Origin of the sequence: Thiemannella venezuelensis (genome assembly GCF_014203605.1) — a bacterium.
Taxonomy (GTDB): domain Bacteria; phylum Actinomycetota; class Actinomycetes; order Streptosporangiales; family Streptosporangiaceae; genus Planomonospora_A; species Planomonospora_A venezuelensis.
Genome location: NZ_JACHJJ010000010.1, coordinates 33,769 through 52,777, shown reverse-complemented (window position 1 = coordinate 52,777; position 19,009 = coordinate 33,769). Strand labels below are relative to the sequence as shown.

13 protein-coding genes are annotated in these 19,009 nt (G+C 73.0%); 8 read left to right on the top strand and 5 right to left on the bottom strand.

Annotated features, from left to right (window positions below; translation table 11 throughout):
* The first annotated feature begins 233 nt into the window (after positions 1 to 233).
* The 5 genes from chvE to FHS22_RS16495 all read left to right on the top strand — a co-directional run bounded on the left by chvE (position 234) and on the right by FHS22_RS16495 (position 5,932).
* Positions 234 to 1,361 (top strand): multiple monosaccharide ABC transporter substrate-binding protein, encoded by a 1,128-nt coding sequence (gene chvE / locus FHS22_RS16515; RefSeq protein ID WP_184942622.1) that lies wholly within the window; start codon positions 234 to 236, stop codon positions 1,359 to 1,361.
* Positions 1,362 to 1,444: 83 nt separating this feature from the next.
* A complete protein-coding gene (mmsA, locus tag FHS22_RS16510) occupies positions 1,445 to 2,974 on the top strand; it encodes a multiple monosaccharide ABC transporter ATP-binding protein (RefSeq protein ID WP_184942621.1) in 1,530 nt (509 codons plus the stop codon).
* A gap of 5 nt (positions 2,975 to 2,979) precedes the next feature.
* The gene (mmsB, locus tag FHS22_RS16505) at positions 2,980 to 4,239 is read left to right on the top strand and encodes a multiple monosaccharide ABC transporter permease (protein ID WP_184942619.1); all 1,260 of its coding nucleotides are present in this window, start codon (positions 2,980 to 2,982) and stop codon (positions 4,237 to 4,239) included.
* Between the two features lie 83 nt (positions 4,240 to 4,322).
* Entirely contained in the window at positions 4,323 to 4,664 is a 342-nt protein-coding gene (locus FHS22_RS16500; RefSeq protein WP_184942617.1) for a hypothetical protein, read from the top strand.
* 8 nt (positions 4,665 to 4,672) lie between these two features.
* Entirely contained in the window at positions 4,673 to 5,932 is a 1,260-nt protein-coding gene (locus FHS22_RS16495) for a GNAT family N-acetyltransferase (protein WP_184942615.1), read from the top strand.
* 118 nt (positions 5,933 to 6,050) lie between these two features.
* On the opposite strand, the gene FHS22_RS16490 is transcribed toward FHS22_RS16495, so the two are convergent.
* The 4 genes from FHS22_RS16490 to FHS22_RS16475 all read right to left on the bottom strand — a co-directional run bounded on the left by FHS22_RS16490 (position 6,051) and on the right by FHS22_RS16475 (position 9,346).
* Positions 6,051 to 6,503, bottom strand: a complete 453-nt coding sequence (locus tag FHS22_RS16490) for a hypothetical protein (protein WP_221473726.1) — start codon at positions 6,501 to 6,503, stop codon at positions 6,051 to 6,053.
* A 101-nt stretch (positions 6,504 to 6,604) separates the two neighbouring features.
* A complete protein-coding gene (locus FHS22_RS16485) occupies positions 6,605 to 6,814 on the bottom strand; it encodes a hypothetical protein (protein WP_184942613.1) in 210 nt (69 codons plus the stop codon).
* A 78-nt stretch (positions 6,815 to 6,892) separates the two neighbouring features.
* Entirely contained in the window at positions 6,893 to 8,485 is a 1,593-nt protein-coding gene (locus FHS22_RS16480) for an acyl-CoA synthetase (RefSeq protein WP_184942611.1), read from the bottom strand.
* Between the two features lie 33 nt (positions 8,486 to 8,518).
* Complete coding sequence (locus FHS22_RS16475; protein WP_184942610.1) at positions 8,519 to 9,346, bottom strand: SDR family oxidoreductase; 828 nt, start codon at positions 9,344 to 9,346, stop codon at positions 8,519 to 8,521.
* A gap of 234 nt (positions 9,347 to 9,580) precedes the next feature.
* Here FHS22_RS16475 and FHS22_RS16470 point away from each other — a divergent pair, with 234 nt between their 5' ends.
* Complete coding sequence (locus FHS22_RS16470) at positions 9,581 to 10,606, top strand: YihY/virulence factor BrkB family protein (protein ID WP_260407994.1); 1,026 nt, start codon at positions 9,581 to 9,583, stop codon at positions 10,604 to 10,606.
* A gap of 90 nt (positions 10,607 to 10,696) precedes the next feature.
* Here FHS22_RS16470 and FHS22_RS16465 read toward each other — a convergent pair whose 3' ends face one another.
* Positions 10,697 to 11,128 (bottom strand): hypothetical protein, encoded by a 432-nt coding sequence (locus tag FHS22_RS16465; RefSeq protein WP_184942606.1) that lies wholly within the window; start codon positions 11,126 to 11,128, stop codon positions 10,697 to 10,699.
* A gap of 660 nt (positions 11,129 to 11,788) precedes the next feature.
* On the opposite strand from FHS22_RS16465, the gene FHS22_RS16460 reads away from it, so the two are divergent.
* Complete coding sequence (locus tag FHS22_RS16460) at positions 11,789 to 17,503, top strand: non-ribosomal peptide synthetase/MFS transporter (protein WP_184942604.1); 5,715 nt, start codon at positions 11,789 to 11,791, stop codon at positions 17,501 to 17,503.
* On the top strand, positions 17,500 to 19,008 hold the full coding sequence (locus tag FHS22_RS16455; RefSeq protein ID WP_184942602.1) for a class I adenylate-forming enzyme family protein: 1,509 nt from the start codon (positions 17,500 to 17,502) through the stop codon (positions 19,006 to 19,008). Before FHS22_RS16460 ends, FHS22_RS16455 begins: the two co-directional genes overlap by 4 nt.
* Position 19,009 lies beyond the last annotated feature (1 nt).

The following is a 19,009-nucleotide window of genomic DNA, read 5'->3' as shown; positions in this document are numbered from 1 at the left end:
GGAGCCCGCATTTGATAGCGCTCACACCCCAACCAGCTCGGCAGACGGGTGTGAGAACGATGTTGTGAGCGTTAACAAGGGCGGACGGGCCGGAGCGCCGGATCACAGCCGCTCGGGCGCCGCCGCATCGGAACGTTCCCGGAGGCCTACGGGCGGCTTCCGGGCCGCCGACCGCAGGCGACGAGGCCGGCACCACCCCCAGATCGATACCGCGTTCCTATGAAGGGCAGAACATGAGGTTCTCCAAGCTGGCCGCCGTCCCCGTGGGACTGGCTCTCGCGATGGTGATGACCGCCTGCGGCTCCGCCACCAAGACCGTCGACCAGGAGCAGAGCGCGGGCGGATCCTCGGCAGGCGCCCTGGTGGGCGTCACCATGCCGACCAAGTCCTCCGAGCGCTGGATCCACGACGGCGAGAACGTCAAGAGCTCCCTCGAGAAGCTGGGCTACAAGGTCGACCTGCAGTACGCGGAGAACGACATCCCCACCCAGGTCAACCAGATCGAGAACCAGATCACCAAGGGCGCCAAGGTCCTGATCGTCGCCTCGATCGACGGCACCGCGATCACCACCCAGCTCCAGCAGGCGGCCGACAAGAAGATCCCCGTGATCGCCTACGACCGCCTCATCCGCAACTCCCCGAACGTCGACTACTACGCCACCTTCGACAACTACAAGGTCGGCGTGCAGCAGGCGACCTCGCTGCTGGTGGGCCTCGGGCTGAAGAAGCAGGACGGCTCCGAGGGCGACGCCAAGGGCCCGTTCAACGTCGAGATCTTCGCCGGCTCCCCGGACGACAACAACGCGACGTTCTTCTACAACGGCGCGATGGACACCCTCAAGCCCTACATCGACAAGGGCACCCTGGTCGTCAAGAGCGGCGAGACCGACTTCAAGACCGTCGCCATCCTCCGCTGGGACCCGGCCACCGCGCAGAAGCGCATGGAGGACCTGATCACCAAGGCCTACTCCGACGCCAAGGTCCAGGGCGTGCTCTCGCCGTACGACGGCCTGTCCATCGGCATCCTGTCGGCCCTCAAGAGCAGCGGGTACGGCACCGCCGACCAGCCCTACCCGGTCGTCACCGGCCAGGACGCCGAGGTCGCCTCGGTCAAGTCGATCATCGCCGGCGAGCAGTACGCCACGATCTACAAGGACACCCGCCAGCTGGCCGAGGTGACCGTCAAGATGGCCGACGCCCTGCTCAAGGGCGCCAAGCCCGAGGTGAACAACACCGAGGACTACGACAACGGCAACAAGGTCGTCCCGTCCTACCTGCTCGAGCCCGTCATCGTCTACAAGGACAACTACAAGCAGGCCCTCGTCGACACCGGCTACTACACCGAGGACCAGCTCAAGTAGCAGACCGGCACCCCGTGTTCGGGTCCCCGGCCGGCAGGCCGGGGACCCGTCCCGGCGAGAAGAGCGACGCGGAGACGGACGCGATGACCGACCACATACTTCAGATGCGCGGGATCACCAAGACCTTCCCGGGCGTCAAGGCCCTCCAGGACGTCAACCTCGCGGTCCGGAGAGGCGAGATACACGCCATCTGCGGGGAGAACGGCGCCGGCAAGTCGACGCTGATGAAGGTCCTGTCCGGTGTCTACCCCCACGGGACCTACGAGGGCGAGATCCACTTCGACGGGGAACCGTGCCGCTTCTCCGGCATCAGGGACAGCGAGCGGCACGGCATCGTCATCATCCACCAGGAACTCGCGCTGAGCCCCTACCTGTCGATCGCCGAGAACATCTTCCTCGGCAACGAGCGGACCCGCCGCGGACTGATCGACTGGAACCGCACCAACGCCGAGGCCGCGGCGCTGCTGGAGCGGGTCGGGCTGCGGGAGAACCCGGTGACGGCCGCGATGGACATCGGGGTGGGCAAGCAGCAGCTGGTCGAGATCGCCAAGGCCCTGTCCAAGAAGGTCCGCCTGCTCATCCTCGACGAGCCGACCGCCGCGCTCAACGACGAGGACTCCGCGCACCTGCTCAACCTGCTGCGGGGGCTGCGCGACGAGGGCATCACCTCGGTGATCATCTCGCACAAGCTCAACGAGATCGCGGCCGTCGCCGACTCCACGACCATCATCCGGGACGGGCGGACGATCGAGACCCTCGACATGAGGGCCGACCACGTCACCGAGGACCGGATCATCTCCGGCATGGTCGGGCGCGACCTGGAGCACCGCTACCCGCCGCACGAGCCGACGATCGGCGAGGAGGTGCTGCGGATCGAGGACTGGACGGTGCACAGTCCCGTCCAGCACGACCGCGCCGTCGTCTCCGGCGCCGGCCTGACCCTGCGCCGCGGCGAGATCGTCGGCCTGGCCGGCCTGATGGGCGCCGGCCGCACCGAGCTGGCGATGAGCCTGTTCGGCCGGAGCTACGGGGTGGACGTCTCCGGGCGCGTGTACAAGGACGGCCGGGAGATCCGGATCGGCTCGGTCCGCGAGGCGATCGCCCACGGCATCGCCTACGCCACCGAGGACCGCAAGCGGTACGGGCTCAACCTCATCGAGGACATCAAGCGCAACGTCTCGGCCGCGGCGCTGAAGAAGCTCGCCAAGGGCGGCTGGATCAACGGCAACGAGGAGCACGAGGTCGCCGACGGCTTCCGGGCGAGCATGAACATCAAGGCCCCGAGCGTCTCGTCGATCACCGGGCAGCTCAGCGGCGGCAACCAGCAGAAGGTGGTGCTGTCGAAGTGGATCTTCACTGACCCCGACGTGCTGATCCTCGACGAGCCCACCCGCGGCATCGACGTGGGCGCCAAGTACGAGATCTACACCATCATCAACGAGCTGGCCGACCAGGGGAAGGCCATCCTGGTGATCTCCTCGGAACTCCCCGAGCTGCTCGGTCTCTGCGACCGCATCTACGCCATGTCGGCCGGGCGGATCACCGGTGAGCTGCCGCGGGCCGAGGCGACCCAGGAACGGCTCATGCAATTCATGACGAGGGAAAAGGAATAACGGCCATGACGAGCGTCGAGAAGGCCTCGGTGGAAACCCTGCCGGGCGGCGGATCTCCCCCGCCCCCGGCCGCGAAGGCGTCCGCCGGCCGTTTCTCCGTCAACCTGCGGCAGAGCGGCATCTACATCGCCTTCGCGCTGATCATCGTTCTGTTCTCCATCCTGACCGAGGGTGAACTGCTCAGTCCGCAGAACATCTCGAACATCATGGTGCAGAACTCCTACATCCTGGTCCTGGCGATCGGCATGATCCTGATCATCATCGCCGGTCACATCGACCTGTCCGTGGGATCGGTGGTGGCGCTCAGCGGCGCGATCTCGGCGGTCCTGATGGTCGAGATGGACGTCGCGTGGCCGCTGGCCCTGCTCATCACGCTCATCGCCGGCGCGCTGATCGGCGCCTGGCAGGGCTACTGGGTCGCCTATTTCGGCATCCCCGCCTTCATCGTCACCCTCGCCGGGATGCTGGTGTTCCGGGCGCTGACGCTGACCGTGCTCGGCAACCAGGGCATCGGCCCCTTCCCCGACGAGGTCCGCACCCTCTCCAACGGCTTCGTCGAGGGCTACCTCGGCAACGTCGGCCTGGGCCCGCTCGGCGGCGCCGACCTGATCACCCTCCTCGTCGGCCTCGCCGCCGTGGCCGCGATCGTCGGCAGCCAGTGGCGCGCCCGCCAGGGGCGCATCGGCTACCGGCAGCCGGTCGACTCGCCGCTCCTGTTCGCCCTCAAGATGGCCGCCGCCTCCGCCGTGGTGCTGGTGGTGATCGTGCAGCTGGCCCGGTTCAAGAACCTCCCCTGGGTCCTGGTCCTCCTGGCCTTCCTCGTCGTGGGCTACACCCTGGTCACCAACCGCGCCGTCTTCGGCCGGCACATCTACGCCATCGGCGGCAACCTGCACGCCGCTCGCCTGTCCGGCATCAACGTCAAGTCCGTCACGTTCTGGCTCTTCGTGAACATGGGCGTGCTCTCCGCGATCGCCGGGATCATCTTCGCCGGGCGCCTCAACCAGGCGGGCCCCACGGCCGGCAACAGCTTCGAGCTCGACGCCATCGCGGCGGCGTTCATCGGCGGCGCCGCCGTCCAGGGCGGCGTCGGCAAGGTGGTCGGCGCGATCACCGGCGGCCTCATCATGGCCGTGATCAACAACGGCATGTCCCTCATCGGCGCGCCGAGCGAGCAGGTCATGCTCTTCAAGGGCCTCGTCCTGCTGGCCGCCGTCGCCCTCGACGTCTGGGCCAAGCGCCGCGCCGGCGCCCAGGCCGGCTGACCGGCTCCGCGGCGGGCGGCCGGGGAACCCCGCCCGCCGCGGATCTTGTCCCGCCAGTCCCCGATGCCCTTCTCGAACGCGCCGTGGTCGTGCTCGCCGTACCTGAGCATGCCGGGGTCGAAGCCGATGCCGAGGAACGCGCGGATCCGGCGCAGCTCGCGCTCCGGATCCGCGACGAGCGCCTCGTAGGTCAGTTCGAGCCCGGCCTGCCGTACCGGCTCGGTGGTGAGGGAGACGGCGAGCCGCCGGATGTGCAGCTCGTGCGGGGCGTGGACGCGCGGATGAACACCGCCTGTGGATCCCCGGCGCCGCACCGGATGCCCGCACCGGCCGCCGCGTACGCCGGCGGCGCCGCGTACGCCGCCGGGACGCGCCCGCGGGCCGCTGCGAAAACCGATGGACGGGCCGGCCGGGCGGTGGGATAGTTCCCGCCGTGACCGCGACTGCCGCACCCCCGCCCATCACCCTGGCCGACGGTCTCGTCCTGAGGCAGGCCCGCCCCGAGGACCTCGACCAGATCGGCGCGCTCCTCGCCGAGCGCGGCGAGCCCGCCGACGCCCTCGACCACCGGCTGGTCGTGACGGATCCCGACGCCGGATGGCCCGCCTGCGCCGTGGTGGTCGACGGCGACCGGGTCGTGTCCACCGCGACGCTCCTCGACGAGGAACTGCGCGTCGCCGACGTACGGCTTCCCGCGGGCCAGGTCGAGCTGGTCGCCACGGACCGGGAGTACGAGGGGCGCGGGCTCGTGCGGGCGCTGATGCGGTGGGCGCACGAGCGTTCCGCCGCCCGGGGCCACGTGCTGCAGGTGATGATCGGGATCCCGTACTTCTACCGCCTGTTCGGCTACGAGTACGCCGTCGACATCCCGCCCGCGCCGGTCCTGCGCTCGTGGCCGGCCGGCGGGACCGGTGATGGTGCGCCCGGCGGTGCGTCGGTGTTCCGGGCCGCCCGGCCGTCGGACGTCCCGGCGATGGCGGCTCTGCAGGACGCGGCGCAGAGCGGGTTCGACGTGGCCGTGCCGCACCCGGCGGCGCGGTGGCGGTGGCTGCTGGCCCACGAGGCGAGCACGCTCTGGGTGGTGGAGCGCGGCGGCGGCGTCGCCGCCGTCGGGCGCGCCACGCCGCCGGACGACGACGAGGTGCTCCTGGCCGAGGCCGCCGCGCTCGACGAGGCGGCGGCGCTGGACCTGCTCCGCGGCGTGTCCGCCCTCGTACCCGGCGGGCAGGTCCGGGCCGTCGAGCGGGCGGGCACGGTGACCGCGGCGGCGTGGAGCGGCCTCCTCACCGGTGGGCGGCGGACCCAGGCCGAGCAGTACTACATCCGTGTCCCGGACATGGCGGCGTTCCTGGACCGGCTCCGGCCGGTGCTGTGGGACCGCCTCCTGGCGGCCGGGATCGACCGTACCGGCCGTGACATCGTCATCTCCGCCTTCGGCTCCCACTACCGGATACCGGTCGGCGCCGACGGTCTGGGGGCGGTCGCCGTCGGCGGCGCGATGCAGGGGCCCGGAGCCGCGGGCGGCGCGGGGGTGGCGCCCGACCACCTGCCGGCGCTGCTGCTGGGCCCGCACGGGATCGACGGGCTCTCCCGGATCCGTCCCGACGTCTATCCCGGCCCCGACGAGGAGCTGTTCCGCACGCTGTTCCCGCCGCTCACCGCCGACGTGCTCACCTACTACCTGCCGTACTGACCTGCCCGCCGTACCGCAGCAGGGCGGTGAGCTCGGCGTCGCCCCGGCCGTTGGGCTCGTCCGAGGCTGTTGATCTCGCCGACCCGGCTCCGCGCGGGGCGGCGGGCGCGGAGGCGGGTCAGCCGGGGGCGGGCGTCCCGGTCCTGTGGTCCTTCAGGTGCAGGTCGCCGCCCAGCTTCTGCCGGACGCGCTCCAGCACCGCGCGGCTGGACAGCGCGGTCCACAGGTTCCCGACCAGGTGCGGGTTGTACTCGGGAGCGGCGTCCATCCACTCGTCCTTGCCCTGCTGGGTGGCGAACGTGGTGAGGAAGAACTCCCCCGCCGATGTCCTGCAGTGCCCCTGCCGCAACTCGGCCGCCTCGATCTGGATCTTCGGCTCGCAGCCGACCTTGGCGGCCAGTTCCTCGACGGTGGGCGGCCTCCCCCCGGGCGCGGCCTGGCCGTACCCTCCGGCCGGCGCGTCCCGTGCGGACGAGCAGGCCGCGGAGAGGGCGGCCGCGAGAGCGAGGACGGCGATGCACGGATACGTCTTCACGTCCCGGGATACGCAGCCCTTGCCCGTCCGGTTCACCTTCCGCTCCCGTCCGCGCGGCGCCGGGCCGCGCCTTCGCGGGCGCCGTTCAGGAACGGCACGGCGGTTTCCGGCCGGACGGCGGGGAGCGCCGGCAGCCGTCACCTCCGGCGGACGCGCGCCTTCCGCTCGTCCAGGTCGGGCGGCGGGTCGAACCCGCTGCAGGGCTGGAGCGTCCAGGAGCGGGGTATGCGCGCGTCGAGCAGTTTCCGCAGCAGCCCTCCGTCCATCTCCTCCAGTATCCGGAGAGGCAGGCTGCTCGTGCCGCCCGAGCCGCGGTGCCCGGGACGGCCGGTGCCACGTGGGGTCATAGGTCCAGGGTGCGCCGCCCGCCGGAGGATGTCCAGCGGTCCGGCGGCCTCTCCGCCCCGGCCGGCTGCCTCGGCGGGTCACCCGGTTCCGTCTCCTCCGGTGGCCACCGAACGGGCCCAGGCGTAGTCGGGTTTGCCGACGGGCGTGCGCTCGATGTGCTCCACGAAGTGGAAGGCGCGCGGTGTCTTGTACCCGGCCAGCCGGGTCCGGCAGTGCGCGGCCAGCACCTCCTCGGTCACCGGTCCGGCGGGCACCACCACGGCGGTGACGCGCCGGCCGAGCCGCGCGTCCGGGACGCCGACGACGATGGTGTCGGTCACGGCGGGGTGGGCGCGCAACGCGGTCTCGACCTCTTCGGCGAACACCTTCTCCCCGCCGGTGTTGATGACCAGGGAGCCGCGGCCCAGCAGGGTGACCGATCCGTCGTCCTCGACGCGGGCATGGTCGCCCTGCAGCGCCCAGCGCCGCCCGTCCGGCCCGGTCACGAAGGTCTCCTCCGTCTTGACCGGGTCGTCCCAGTAGGCGAGGGGGATGTGGCCGGTCCTCGCCACCACTCCCTCCTGCCCGGGGCCGACCGGTGTGAGATCCGGGCCCAGCACCGCGAACTCCGGGCCCAGCCGGAAGCGCCCGTCACCGAGCGAGGGCCCCATGGCGCCGGTCTCCGAACCGCCGAGGTTGTCGGAGACGTACGCGCCGGGCACCGCCGCCGTCAGCCGTTCCTTGACGTCGTCGGACAGCGGCGCACCGCCCGATCCGAACGCGAACAGCTCGAGCCCGGGATACTCGCCGCCCTCCAGCTCCCGGACGACCGGGCGGGCCATGCCGTCGCCGACCAGCATGAGGATCTGGGAGCGCTCGCGTATCGCGAGGCCGAGGGCGAGACGGGCGTCGAAGTGCCGGCCGGTCCACAGCACCACCGTGCCGCCGGTGGTGAGGGTGATCCAGGTGATCCACTGGCCGCCGCCGTGCATGAGCGGCGCGTGCACCTGCGCCCGCAGCGGGTCGCGGGCGGCGCACGCCGCCAGTTCCTCCGGCGCGGACACCGGCGGCCCCCCGTAGTTCCCGCCGCCCATGGCGGCGACGAAGATGTCCTCGCACCGCCACATCACCCCCTTGGGCAGACCCGTGGTGCCGCCGGTGTAGAGCAGGTACGGGTCGTCCGAAGAGCGCGGCCCGAAGCCGCGCTCCGGCGACGCCGCCGCCAGCGCGTCCTCGTAGTCGTCGGCGCCGCCGACGGTGTCGCCGCCGACGGTCAGGACGTGGCGCAGCCCCGGGAGCCGGTCGCGGTCGACGCCCGGCAGCAGCGAGTGTTCGGCGACGAGCGCGACGCAGCGGGCGTTGCCGAGCAGGTACGTCAGCTCGCCGGTGACATAGCGGTAGTTGACGTTGACCGGGACGGCGCGCAGCTTGAAGCAGCCGATCATCGTCTCGACCCACTCGGCCCGGTTGTAGGCGAGGACGCCCACGTGGTCGCCGGGTCCCACCCCGGCCGCGGCCAGGTGGTGGGCGACCCGGTTGGCGCGCGCGTCCAGCTCGGCGTAGGTCAGCCGCCGCTCGGGCGGCCCTCCGGAGGCGACCAGCGCCGGCCGGTCGGGGCAGGCGTCGGCCACCACCTCGAACAGGTCGGCCAGGTTGAACGAGCGCCCTGCCGCGGGCGCGTCTCTCACCATGCCGTACTCCCGGAACGCGGGTTCCTCATGGGCTCACTCCTCGGGGGGCGCTCCGTGCAGCGCGTCGGCGCCGAACATGGGCTCGAAGATCGCGCGGTAGTCGGGACCGCGGCGCAGATGGTGGCCGCCGTCCGCGTCGACCACCTGGCCGGTGATCCACGACGACTCGGGCCCGGCCAGGAACCGGGCGGCCTCGGCGATGTCGCCGGGCTCGCCGATCCTGCCCAGCGGCATGCAGGCCAGGTAGTCGTCCAGAACGGGACCGGGGTCGGTGATGCCCGCGACCAGCTCGGTGCGGACCAGGCCGGGCCGGATGCCGTTGACGCGTACGCCCACCGGCCCCAGCTCGTCGGCGCCCAGCTTCACCAGGTGGTCCACGGCCGCCTTCGACACCCCGTACGCGCCGAACCAGCGGTGGGTGGTGGAGGCCGCGATCGACGAGATCGCCACGAACGCGCCGCCCCGGGGGTCGTTGCGGGCCATGGCGCGGGCGGCGTGCTTGAGGGTGAGCATCGTGCCGGTGGCGTTCAGCTCCAGCGTGGCCCGCCAGGCGTCGGCGTCCAGTCGCGGCAGGGGGCCGATCGAGGTGGAACCGCCCGCGCTGTGCACGACGGCGCGCAGCGGTGCGGGCGCGGCGGCGAACCGCACCGCCGCCGCGATCTGCTCCTCGTCGGTGACGTCGGCGACGACGTAGCGCGCGCCGATCGTCCCGGCGGCCTCCTTCAGCCGTGACTCGGTCCGGCCGCAGATGGTGACCGCGGCGCCGTCGGCGGCCAGGCGGCGCGCGCATGCCAGCCCGATGCCGCTGCCGCCACCGGTGATCAGCGCCGCCGTGCCGGCCAGCGGGGTGGTGCCTGCCATGGGGCCTCCTGGTCGGTCGCCGACGGCGGCGGCGCCGTCCGTCCGTCCGGGTGCGTGCGGAGCAGGGGCCCGCCCGCGGTTCCCCTGCGTGGGACTCACGTCGAGAGTAGTCCCTTAACCAAGCAAGCGGTAGGTTCAGGAGAGGACGGCCCCGCCGACTGGCCAGGAGGTTACTTTTCCGGCATTCTTCTCACCGGTATGGGAACCGCGACAAGAGTGCCGCAGACGCGGAGCATGAACGGCGACGAGCTCTCCGCCGACCATGCCTGGGAGACGCTGCGGGCCTACGGCCGCTGGCACCTGGCACGCGACTCCTACACCAGGTTCCGGTACGGCGACGGCCTCACCAACTCCCGCGCGCTGGCCTTCCAGGTCTGCCTGTCGGTCATTCCCGGCGCCATCGCCCTGGTCGGGCTGAGCTCGGTGATCGACCAGGAGCGCCTGGGCCAGGTCCTGGAGCTGACGCTGAGCCACCTGGCCCCCGGTCCCGGCGTCGAGGCCGTCCGGGACGTGCTGGGAGACAGCCACCGGCAGGCCGGCAGGACCGGCGGCACCCTCGCCCTGTGGCTCGGCCTGGCCACCGCGCTGGCCTCGCTGACCAGCGCCATGGCGCAGGTCGAGCGCGGCGCCAACCGCATCTACGGCGTCGAGCGGGACCGCCCGTTCCACCGCAAGTACGGCCGGGCCCTGCTGATGGCACTGACCGCGGGCTCCTTCATGACGGCGGGCTTCGTCGCGATGGTCGGCGGCGGCGCGATCGGCCGCGCCCTGGCCGAGGTCTACCTCTGGGACGAGGGCACCCGCAGCGCCTTCGCACTGGTGCGCTGGCCGGTCGGTTTCCTGCTCGCCCTGCTGTCCACCTCCGTGCTGTTCCGCGCCGCCCCGCGCCGCAGGCAGCCCGGCCATACCTGGCTGGCCTTCGGGGCCCTGGTCGCCCTGGTCCTGTGGACGGGCTTCACCCTGCTGCTGGCCCTGTACACCGAGAGCAGCGGAACCTTCGGCGCCACCTACGGCCCGCTCACCGCCGTGATGGCGCTGCTGCTGTGGTCCTTCCTCAGCTCCATGGCCCTCTTCCTGGGCCTGGCCTTCGCCGCCCAGCTGGAAGCGTGCCGGGCCGGCGACTCCACCCCCTGCGGGCCCGACCCCGGCCCCACCGCCGAGGAGGAGCGCGAGCCGCTGGTGGGCGCCGTGGGCTCGGCGGTCATCACGGCCGTGCGCACCGCGCTGCGGTTGTGGCGCAAGAGGGGCGCCTCCGGGTAGAGGCCCCCGCCGGGAGAGCGGAGCCCGCACCCGCCGCCCGGGAGCGGCGGGCGGTGGCGGATTCCGCGGTGCGCGGCACTCCGAACCGCGTCACAGCGGCGGCCAGGCGGGCCGGCAGGGCGGGACGCAACCACCCGCGCCTCCGCCGGAGGCGACGTCGTAGAGGACCGCCGCCGCCGGACCGGCCACCGCGACGAGGACGGCGGGAGCCAGCAGAACGGCCTTGAGCCAGCCGTGTCCCGCGAACCGCGGCAGGTGGGCGATCAGGCTGATCGGCAGGGAGGCGAGGGCCGAGCCGCACGCGACGACCGGGAGGACGACGAGCCGGCTCGCCGCCCAGACGAACCCGGCGAGTCCCTCCCCGGCGTCCAGCTCGCCGAGGCAGTGGCGCTGCGCCCGGACCACGAGGACGATGTCGAGAAACGCCCCGAGCATTGCGCAGATCAGTGCGACGACCGCCATCACCCCGCAGCCCGCGGCCCAGGGCACGTCACCGGTTCCCGGCGCGTTTCTCTCCGTCACGGCCCGATCAAAACAGACTCCTGTGACGGCCGGGCGCAGGGAATGTGAGAATACGGTGGAGACTCACGCCCGAGGATCGGCAGTGGAGCGGGACGGCCCCGGAGCGAGGCGGCGTCCCGGGGAACGGCGTCCCGGGGAACGGCACCGCGTCCTCCGCGGCAGGGGTCCGGACGAGGAGCGGGCGCTCCAGACCTTCCGCCGCGGGCGGGGAAGAGCCGGTCCGCGCCCGATCCGGAGTGAAGCCGGTCATCGGAGGCTGGCGCTGGTCATGGGAATGGCAGGTCTTCCTGTCGTAGGACAGTACGGATAAAAGCTGGCCATAAGGCAGCAAATGGTGCAGAAACCGTCACGGGAGCGCTCCCACAGCCCCTGAAAACGCCCCTAAAACTAGGCAGGAGGGGGAGGGGTGTCAAGGAATCGGGAAGGCTCCGTATCCCGATCTGCTGCAGCCCTCGGCGTAATCCTCAAGAAACACCAGGCCAGACGGGCGACGAACAGGTAATGCCAAAGTAACGCCTTGACGCCCTAGATCATGGCTACCTACCCTGCTCCGCAGTGGGAGCGTTCCCACGCTTTCCGGCGGCTCCTCGACACAGAGACGTCCGCCATCCCCGACCGCCTCGTCCCCGGCGGGTTCATCCCGATGCGAGGGAGAAAACCATGCTCGATGAGCAGGACTCACGCGTTGCCACGTTGAGTCCCGCCAAGCGCGCCCTGCTGCTCCAGCGGCTGCGCGGCGGCGCGGGCGCGGCGACCGCGCCGATCCCGCGCCGCCCCGCCGGCGCCCCCGCTCCGCTGACGTTCGGCCAGGAGAGGATCTGGTTCCTCGACCAGCTCGACCCCGGTGACGCGGCGTTCAACATGTGCCTGGCGCAGCGGTGGCGGGGGGTGCTGGACCCGGACGCGCTGCGCGGCGCCGTGGCGGCCCTCGTCGAGCGGCACGAGAGCCTGCGCACCCGGTTCCGGGACGTCGACGGCACGCCGGTGCAGGAGGTCGTCCCGGAGGCCGCCGTACCGGTCGAGTTCCTCGACCACGCCGAGGCCGGACCGGGCGCGCCGCCGCCCGAGGAGTGGGCGCGCGCGGCGGTCGCCGAGCGCACCGGCACCCCGTTCGACCTGACCGCGGCGCCGCTGCTGCGGGTGAGCGTGCTGCGCCTGGGCGAGGAGGACCACGTGGTCTGCGTGGTCTGCCACCACATCGTGGCCGACGGGGTGTCGCTGAACATCTTCGCCGACGAACTGACCTCCCGGTACGGCGCGGGCCCGGCGTACGAACCGCCCCCGCTTCCCGTGCAGTACCCCGACTTCGCCGCCTGGCAGCGGGAGCACCTGACCGAGGAGGCCGCCGGGCGGTCCCTGGCGTACTGGACCACGCGCCTGGCCGACCCTCCCGTGCTGGAGCTGCCCGCCGACCGGCCCCGGCCGGCCGTGCACTCCTCCCGCGGCGACGTCGTCGCGGCCGCGCTCGGCGCGGAGCCCGCCGCGGCCCTGGAGGAGCTGGCCGGACGGCACGGCGCGACGCTGTTCATGGTCCTGCTCGCGGCCTACCAGGCACTGCTCGCACGGCACACCGGGCAGGAGGACGTCTGCGTCGGATCCCCCACCGCGGGCCGGGACCGGGTGGAGCTGGAGCCCCTCATCGGCTTCTTCCTCAACACGCTGGTGCTCCGCGGCGACCTGTCCGGGGACCCGACGTTCCGCGAGCTCCTCGACCGCACCCGCACCGCGGTGCTCGACGCCTTCGACCACCAGGACATCCCCTTCGAGCAGGTCATGGGCGAGCTGCGCGTCGAACGCGACCTCAGCCGCTCGGCGCTCTTCCAGACGATGTTCGTCCTGCACACCCAGAACGACCTCCGGCAGCGGCCCGCGGTCCCCGCGGCCCCCCGGCTCCGCGGGCTCGAGGAGATCACCGGGTTCGACACCGGGTACACCGCGGCCAAGTTCGACCTGTCCCTCGACGCCTGGCGGACCCCGGACGGGCTGAACCTGCTGTTCGGGTACGCCACCGACCTGTTCGACCGCGGCACCGTCGCCGCCCTCGCCGACCGCTTCACCCGGCTGCTCGCCGCCGTCGCCGCCGATCCCGGGCTGAGGCTGTCGGAGATCGACCTGCTGTCCGGGGAGGAACGCCGGCGGATCCTGGAGTGGAGCGTCAACGCCGCGCCGCCCTGCGCGGACACGGTCCCCGAACTGTTCGCCGCCGCGGTGGCGGCCCGCCCCGGGGCCCCCGCGGTGACCTGCGCCGGCCGGACGCTCACCTACGCCGAGCTGGACGCGCGCGCCGACGCCCTGGCCCGGGCGCTGCGCGCGGCGGGGGCCGGCCCGGAGTCGGTGGTCGCCGTCGCGATGAACCGCTCCCCCGACCTGCCTGCCGCCCTGCTGGCCGTCTGGAAGGCCGGCGGCGCGTATCTGCCGCTCGACCCCGCCTACCCGCGGACACGGCAGGCCGCCATGCTCGACGACAGCGGAGCACGGGTGGTGCTCACCACCGCGGCGCTGCGCGGGCGCCTGCCGGACGGGCCGTACCGGGTGCTCTGCGTGGACGACGGGCTCCCCCCGGGCGCATCGGACCTGGGCGCATCGGACCCGCTGCCCGCCCCCGACCCCGGCCGCGCCGCCTACGTGATCTACACCTCCGGCTCCACCGGACGGCCCAAGGGCGTCGTGGTCGAGCACGCGGCGCTGGCGGCCCGGGTGGGCTGGATGCGGGAGGCCTACGGCCTCACCCCGGACGACCGGGTGCTCCAGTTCGCCACGGTCAGCTTCGACACCCACGCCGAGGAGATCTACCCCTGCCTGACCTCCGGGGCCGCGCTCGTGCTGCTGCCCGGGGGCGGGGAGTTCCTGCCCGACTTCCTGGCCACGCCGTACGCCAGGGACCTGACCGTGCTGGACCTGCCCACCCCCTACTGGCACGAGCTCGTCACCGACCTGGACACCGTGGACTGGCCGCCCGGCCTGCGGCTGACGATCCTCGGCGCCGACCAGGCGCAGGCCGCGGCCGTGACGGCGTGGCACCGGCACTTCGGCGGCCGGGTGCGCCTGATGAACACCTACGGCCCCACCGAGGCCACGATCATCGCCAGCGCCGCCGAGCTGCGCGCGGGCGACCGGCGCCCGCCGATCGGCAGGCCCATCGCGGCCACCTCCCTCTATGTGCTGGACGAGCGGCGGCGGCTCGCCCCCGTCGGGATCCCGGGCGAGCTGTACATCGGCGGGGCCGGGCTGGCCCGCGGCTACCTCGGCCGGCCCGGCCTCACCGCCGAGCGGTTCGTCCCCGACCCGTACGGCGGCGGCCGCCTCTACCGCAGCGGCGACCGCGCCCGCTGGCGGCCCGACGGGGAGCTGGAGTTCCTCGGCCGCGCCGACGACCAGGTCAAGGTGCGCGGATACCGGATCGAGCCCGGGGAGATCGAGTCCTGCCTGCTGGCGCACCCCTCGGTCGCCCAGGCCGTGGTCTTCGCCGAGCGGGGCAACCTGCTGGCCTACGTGGTCCCGGCGGCCGGCACCCTGACGACGGACGGCCCGGCGGCCGGCGCCGGGACGGGGCCGGAGCTGCGCGAGCACGCCGCCCGGGTCCTCCCCGCCCACATGGTGCCCGCCGCCGTGACGGTCGTGGACCGCCTGCCGCTGACGCCCAACGGCAAGCTGGACCGGGCCGCGCTGCCCGCCCCCGAGTTCGGCGGCGGCGGCGGCCACGTCGCGCCCGCGACACCCACCGAGCAGGCGATCGCCGAGATCTGGGCGCAGGTCCTCGGCGTCGAACGGGTCGGCGCCGAGGACGACTTCTTCGAGCTGGGCGGTCACTCCCTGCTGGCCACCCAGGTCATCGCCAGGATGCGGCGCGCGCTCGGCGCGGGCGTCTCGCTGATGGACCTGTTCCGGCAGCCCACCGTCCGCGAGCTCGCCGCCCTCGCCGACACCCCCGCCGGGGACCGGCGGTCCGGCCGCCTGCTGCACGAGCTCACCCCGCCGCTCCCGCAGGACCGGTGCGTGCTCACCTACGTCTGCGTCCCGTACGGCGGCGGCAGCGCGGTGGTCTACCAGCCGCTGGCCGACGCCCTGCCCGAGGGGTACCGGCTGCTCTCACTGGCCGTGCCGGGACACGACGTGGGCCTGGCCGAGGACCCGCTGCCCTTCGACGAGCTCGCCGCCCGCTGCGTGGCCGAGATCCTGCAACGGGTGACGGGCCCCGTGGTGGTCTATGGCCACAGCAGCGTGGGCTCGGCCCTCGCCGTGGAGGTCGCCCGGCGGCTGGAGGCGGCGGACCGGGTGCCGGAGGCGGTCTACATCGGGGCGGCCTTCCCGTTCGCACGGCCCCGCGGCCGGGTGATGAACGCGCTGTCCCGCCTGGCGCGGGCCTCCGCCGTCGCCTCCGACCGGGCCTACGGCAACTGGCTGGCCTCCATGGGCGTGGACCTCAGCGAGCTCACCCCCGAGCAGGCCCTGCACATCGTGCGCACCATGCGCGCCGAGGCCGAGCACGCCGAGCGGTACTTCACCGGGCTGCTCGACGGCGGGACCGCGCGGCTGCGGGCCCCGCTGGTCACGATCACCGGAGAGCGCGACCCGGCCACCGAGTACCACGAGGAGCGCTACCGCGAGTGGCACTTCCTGACCCCGACCAGCGTCCTGGTGGTGCTGAAGGAGGCGGGCCACTTCTTCGTCCGCTACCGCGCCGGGGAACTGGCCGCGATCATCACCACCGCGCACCGCGCCGCGGAGGGACCGGCGGCGGGGCCCACTGCGGAACCGGCCGCGGAACCGGGCGCCGGACCGGCCGGGGAACCGGCGCCGCCGCGCGAGGAGGACGGCGCGACCTGGTGGCTGGAGGGCGTCTCGCGGTCGCCCGAGGCCGTCCGGTCCGAGGAGGCCTCGGGACCGGAGCCCAGCATGAGGCGGTTCCTCGCGGTCGCCTCCGGCCAGCTCGTCTCGATCACCGGTTCAGCGCTCACCGAGTTCGCCGTCCCGCTCTGGGTCTTCCTGACGACCCGTTCCGTGGTCGACTTCGCCCTGTTCGCGGTGCTCGGCCTGGTCCCAGGCCTGCTGGTCGCACCGCTCGCGGGGGCGGTGGTCGACCGGGTCAGCCGCAGGAAGGTCATGCTCGGCGGCGACATCGCGGCCTTCGGCACCCAGCTCGTCCTCGGCGGCCTGCTCTGGACGGGGAACCTGCAGACCTGGCACATCTACCCGCTCCTGGTCTGCCTGTCCGTCGCGCTGACCTTCCAGCGCCTGGCCTACGCCTCGGCCATCCCGCAGCTGGTGCCCAAGCGGTACCTGGGCCACGCCAACGGGGTCAACCAGATGGTCACCGGCGTCTCCCAGCTGTTCGTGCCGCTGGTCGCCGCCGGGCTGGTGGCGGGCATCGGCCTGGAGGGCATCCTCATCCTGGACGTGGTGAGCTACCTGTTCGCCATCGGCGTGCTGCTGGCCGTGCGCTTCCCCCGGACCATGGCCCACCGGCGCAGGGAGACGGTGACCGCCGAGATCGTCGAGGGCTTCCGCTACTCCTGGGGGCACCGCGGATTCCGGAGCATGCTGCTCTTCTTCGCCGTCCTCAACGTCTTCCTCGCCCCGCTGTTCCTGATGATCTCTCCGCTGGTGCTGTCGTTCGGGACGCTCGACGACGTGGGGCGGGTCTCGTTCGCCTCGGGGCTGGGCGTGTTCCTCGGCGGCCTGGTGATGAGCGTCTGGGGCGGGCCGCGGCGGCTGCGGGTGCGCGGCATGCTGCTGTTCACCCTCGCCCTGGGCCTGTGCTGCCTGGTCACGGGGATGCGGGAGGACCTGCTCGTCATCGGGGCGGGGGCGTTCGGCATGGGCATGGCGCTCACCCTGCTGAACGGGATCTACGCCACCGTCGTCCAGGTCAAGGTGCCGCAGCGGTTCCACGGACGGGTGTTCGCGCTCAACACGATGATCGCGTGGTCCACCATGCCGATCGGGTTCGGTCTGGTCGCGCCGTACGCGTCGGCCGTACTGGAGCCGCTCATGACGCCGGACGGACCGCTCGCCCCGACCCTGGGGGCGCTCCTGGGCACCGGCCCCGGGCGGGGCATCGGGCTGATGTACCTGATCTGCGCCGTGATGATCGTGGTGGTCGCCGGTACGGCGCTGCGCCTGCGCTCGCTGGCCCGCTTCGACCGGGAGACGACGGACTCCCTGCCCGACGACGTGGTCGGATCCGCCGCGCTGGTCCGCCGGGACCGGGCGGGCGGCACGGGTGACGGCGGCACAGGTGACGGCGGCACAGGTGACGGCGGCACAGGTGATCCCGGTGCGAACGGCGGCGGGAGCGGCCCCGGCGTGAACGGCGGCCATGTGAACGGCGGCGCGGGCGGGCGCGACCCGCGCCCGGAGAGGGGGCTGCGATGACGGACACGCCGGTCGTGCGGACCGTGCCGGACCTGCTGCGGCTGCGCGCCGCCCAGGACCCGGCGCGGATCGCGATCGAGGTGGCGGGCGGGGACGCCCTCACCTTCGCGGACTGGGATCGGCGCTCGGACGCGGTCGCCCACGGTCTGCTCGGCCTGGGGGTGCGCCCCGGCGACCGGGTCGGGCTGCTGTTCGGGAGCGGGGACTGGACCGGCTTCGCCGTCGCCTGCTGCGCCGCGCAGAAGGCCGGGGCGGTGGCCGTGCCGCTGTCCGACCGCCTCGCCGCGCCGGAGGCCGGGTACATGCTCGAGCACTGCTCGGCCTCCGTCGTGCTGCACGCCGAGGGACTGACCCCGCCCGCCGGGCCGTACCCGGCCGTGCCCGCCGCCCGGCTGGAGGGCGGCGGCGAAGGACCCACCGGCGTCCGGGTCCGCTCGGGCGACCTGGCCCAGATCCTCTACACCTCGGGCACCACCGGGCGCCCCAAGGGCGTGGGCGCCGTCCACGCCAACCTCGTCCACGGCTGCGAGACCCGGCCGAACCGGCGCCGCTTCCGGCACTCCGAGCACCTGCTGCACGCCTTCCCGATCGGCACCAACGCCGGCCAGACGATGCTGATGAACGCCCTGGACGCGCATCCCACGGTCCTGACGCTCGGCGGGTTCACCCCGGGCAGGTTCGCCCGGCTGATCGAGTCGTACCGGGCCGGAACCGTGTTCGTCGTGCCCGCGATGGTGATCGAGCTGCTCAACGCGGGCCTGCACGAGCGCCACGACCTGTCGAGTGTCGTGCTCCTCGGCTCCTCGGCGGCGGCCCTCCCCCCGGCGCTGTCCGCGCGGCTGGCCGCCGCCTTCCCCAACGCCACGGTGACGAACTACTACACCTCCACCGAGGCGGCCCCCGCCCAGACGATCATGATCTACAACCCGGCCCGGCCCGCCGCGCTGGGCCGCCCGGCCTCCGGCGGCGCCCTGCGCGTCGCCGACCGCGAGGGCCGCCCGCTGCCGCCCGGCGAGACGGGCGAGATCTGGCTGCGCTCCCCCGCCGCCACCCGCAGCTACTACGGCGACGACCAGGCCAGCGCCGACACGTTCCGGGACGGCTGGGTGCGGATGGGAGACGTCGGGCACCTCGACGCCGACGGCTACCTCTACCTGGACGACCGGGAGAGCGACGTGGTGAAGACCGGCGCCTTCAAGGTCTCGACGCTCCAGGTGGAGGCCGCGCTGTACGAGCACCCGCAGATCAAGGAGGCGGCCGTGGTCGGCGTCGCGCACCCGGTGCTGGGCACCGTGCTCGCCGCCGCGGTCGTGCCGCGCTCCCCGGACCTGTCCACCGGAGAGCTGCGCGCCTTCCTGATGGACCGGCTGGCCCGGCACGAGCTGCCCGAACGGGTGCTGGTCATGGACGCCCTGCCCAGAAACCAGTCGGGAAAAGTCATCAAGGGGCATCTGCGGGAACTGCTCGACGCTCCCGCGGCCCAGGCACGAACGGAAGGCGCGTGAC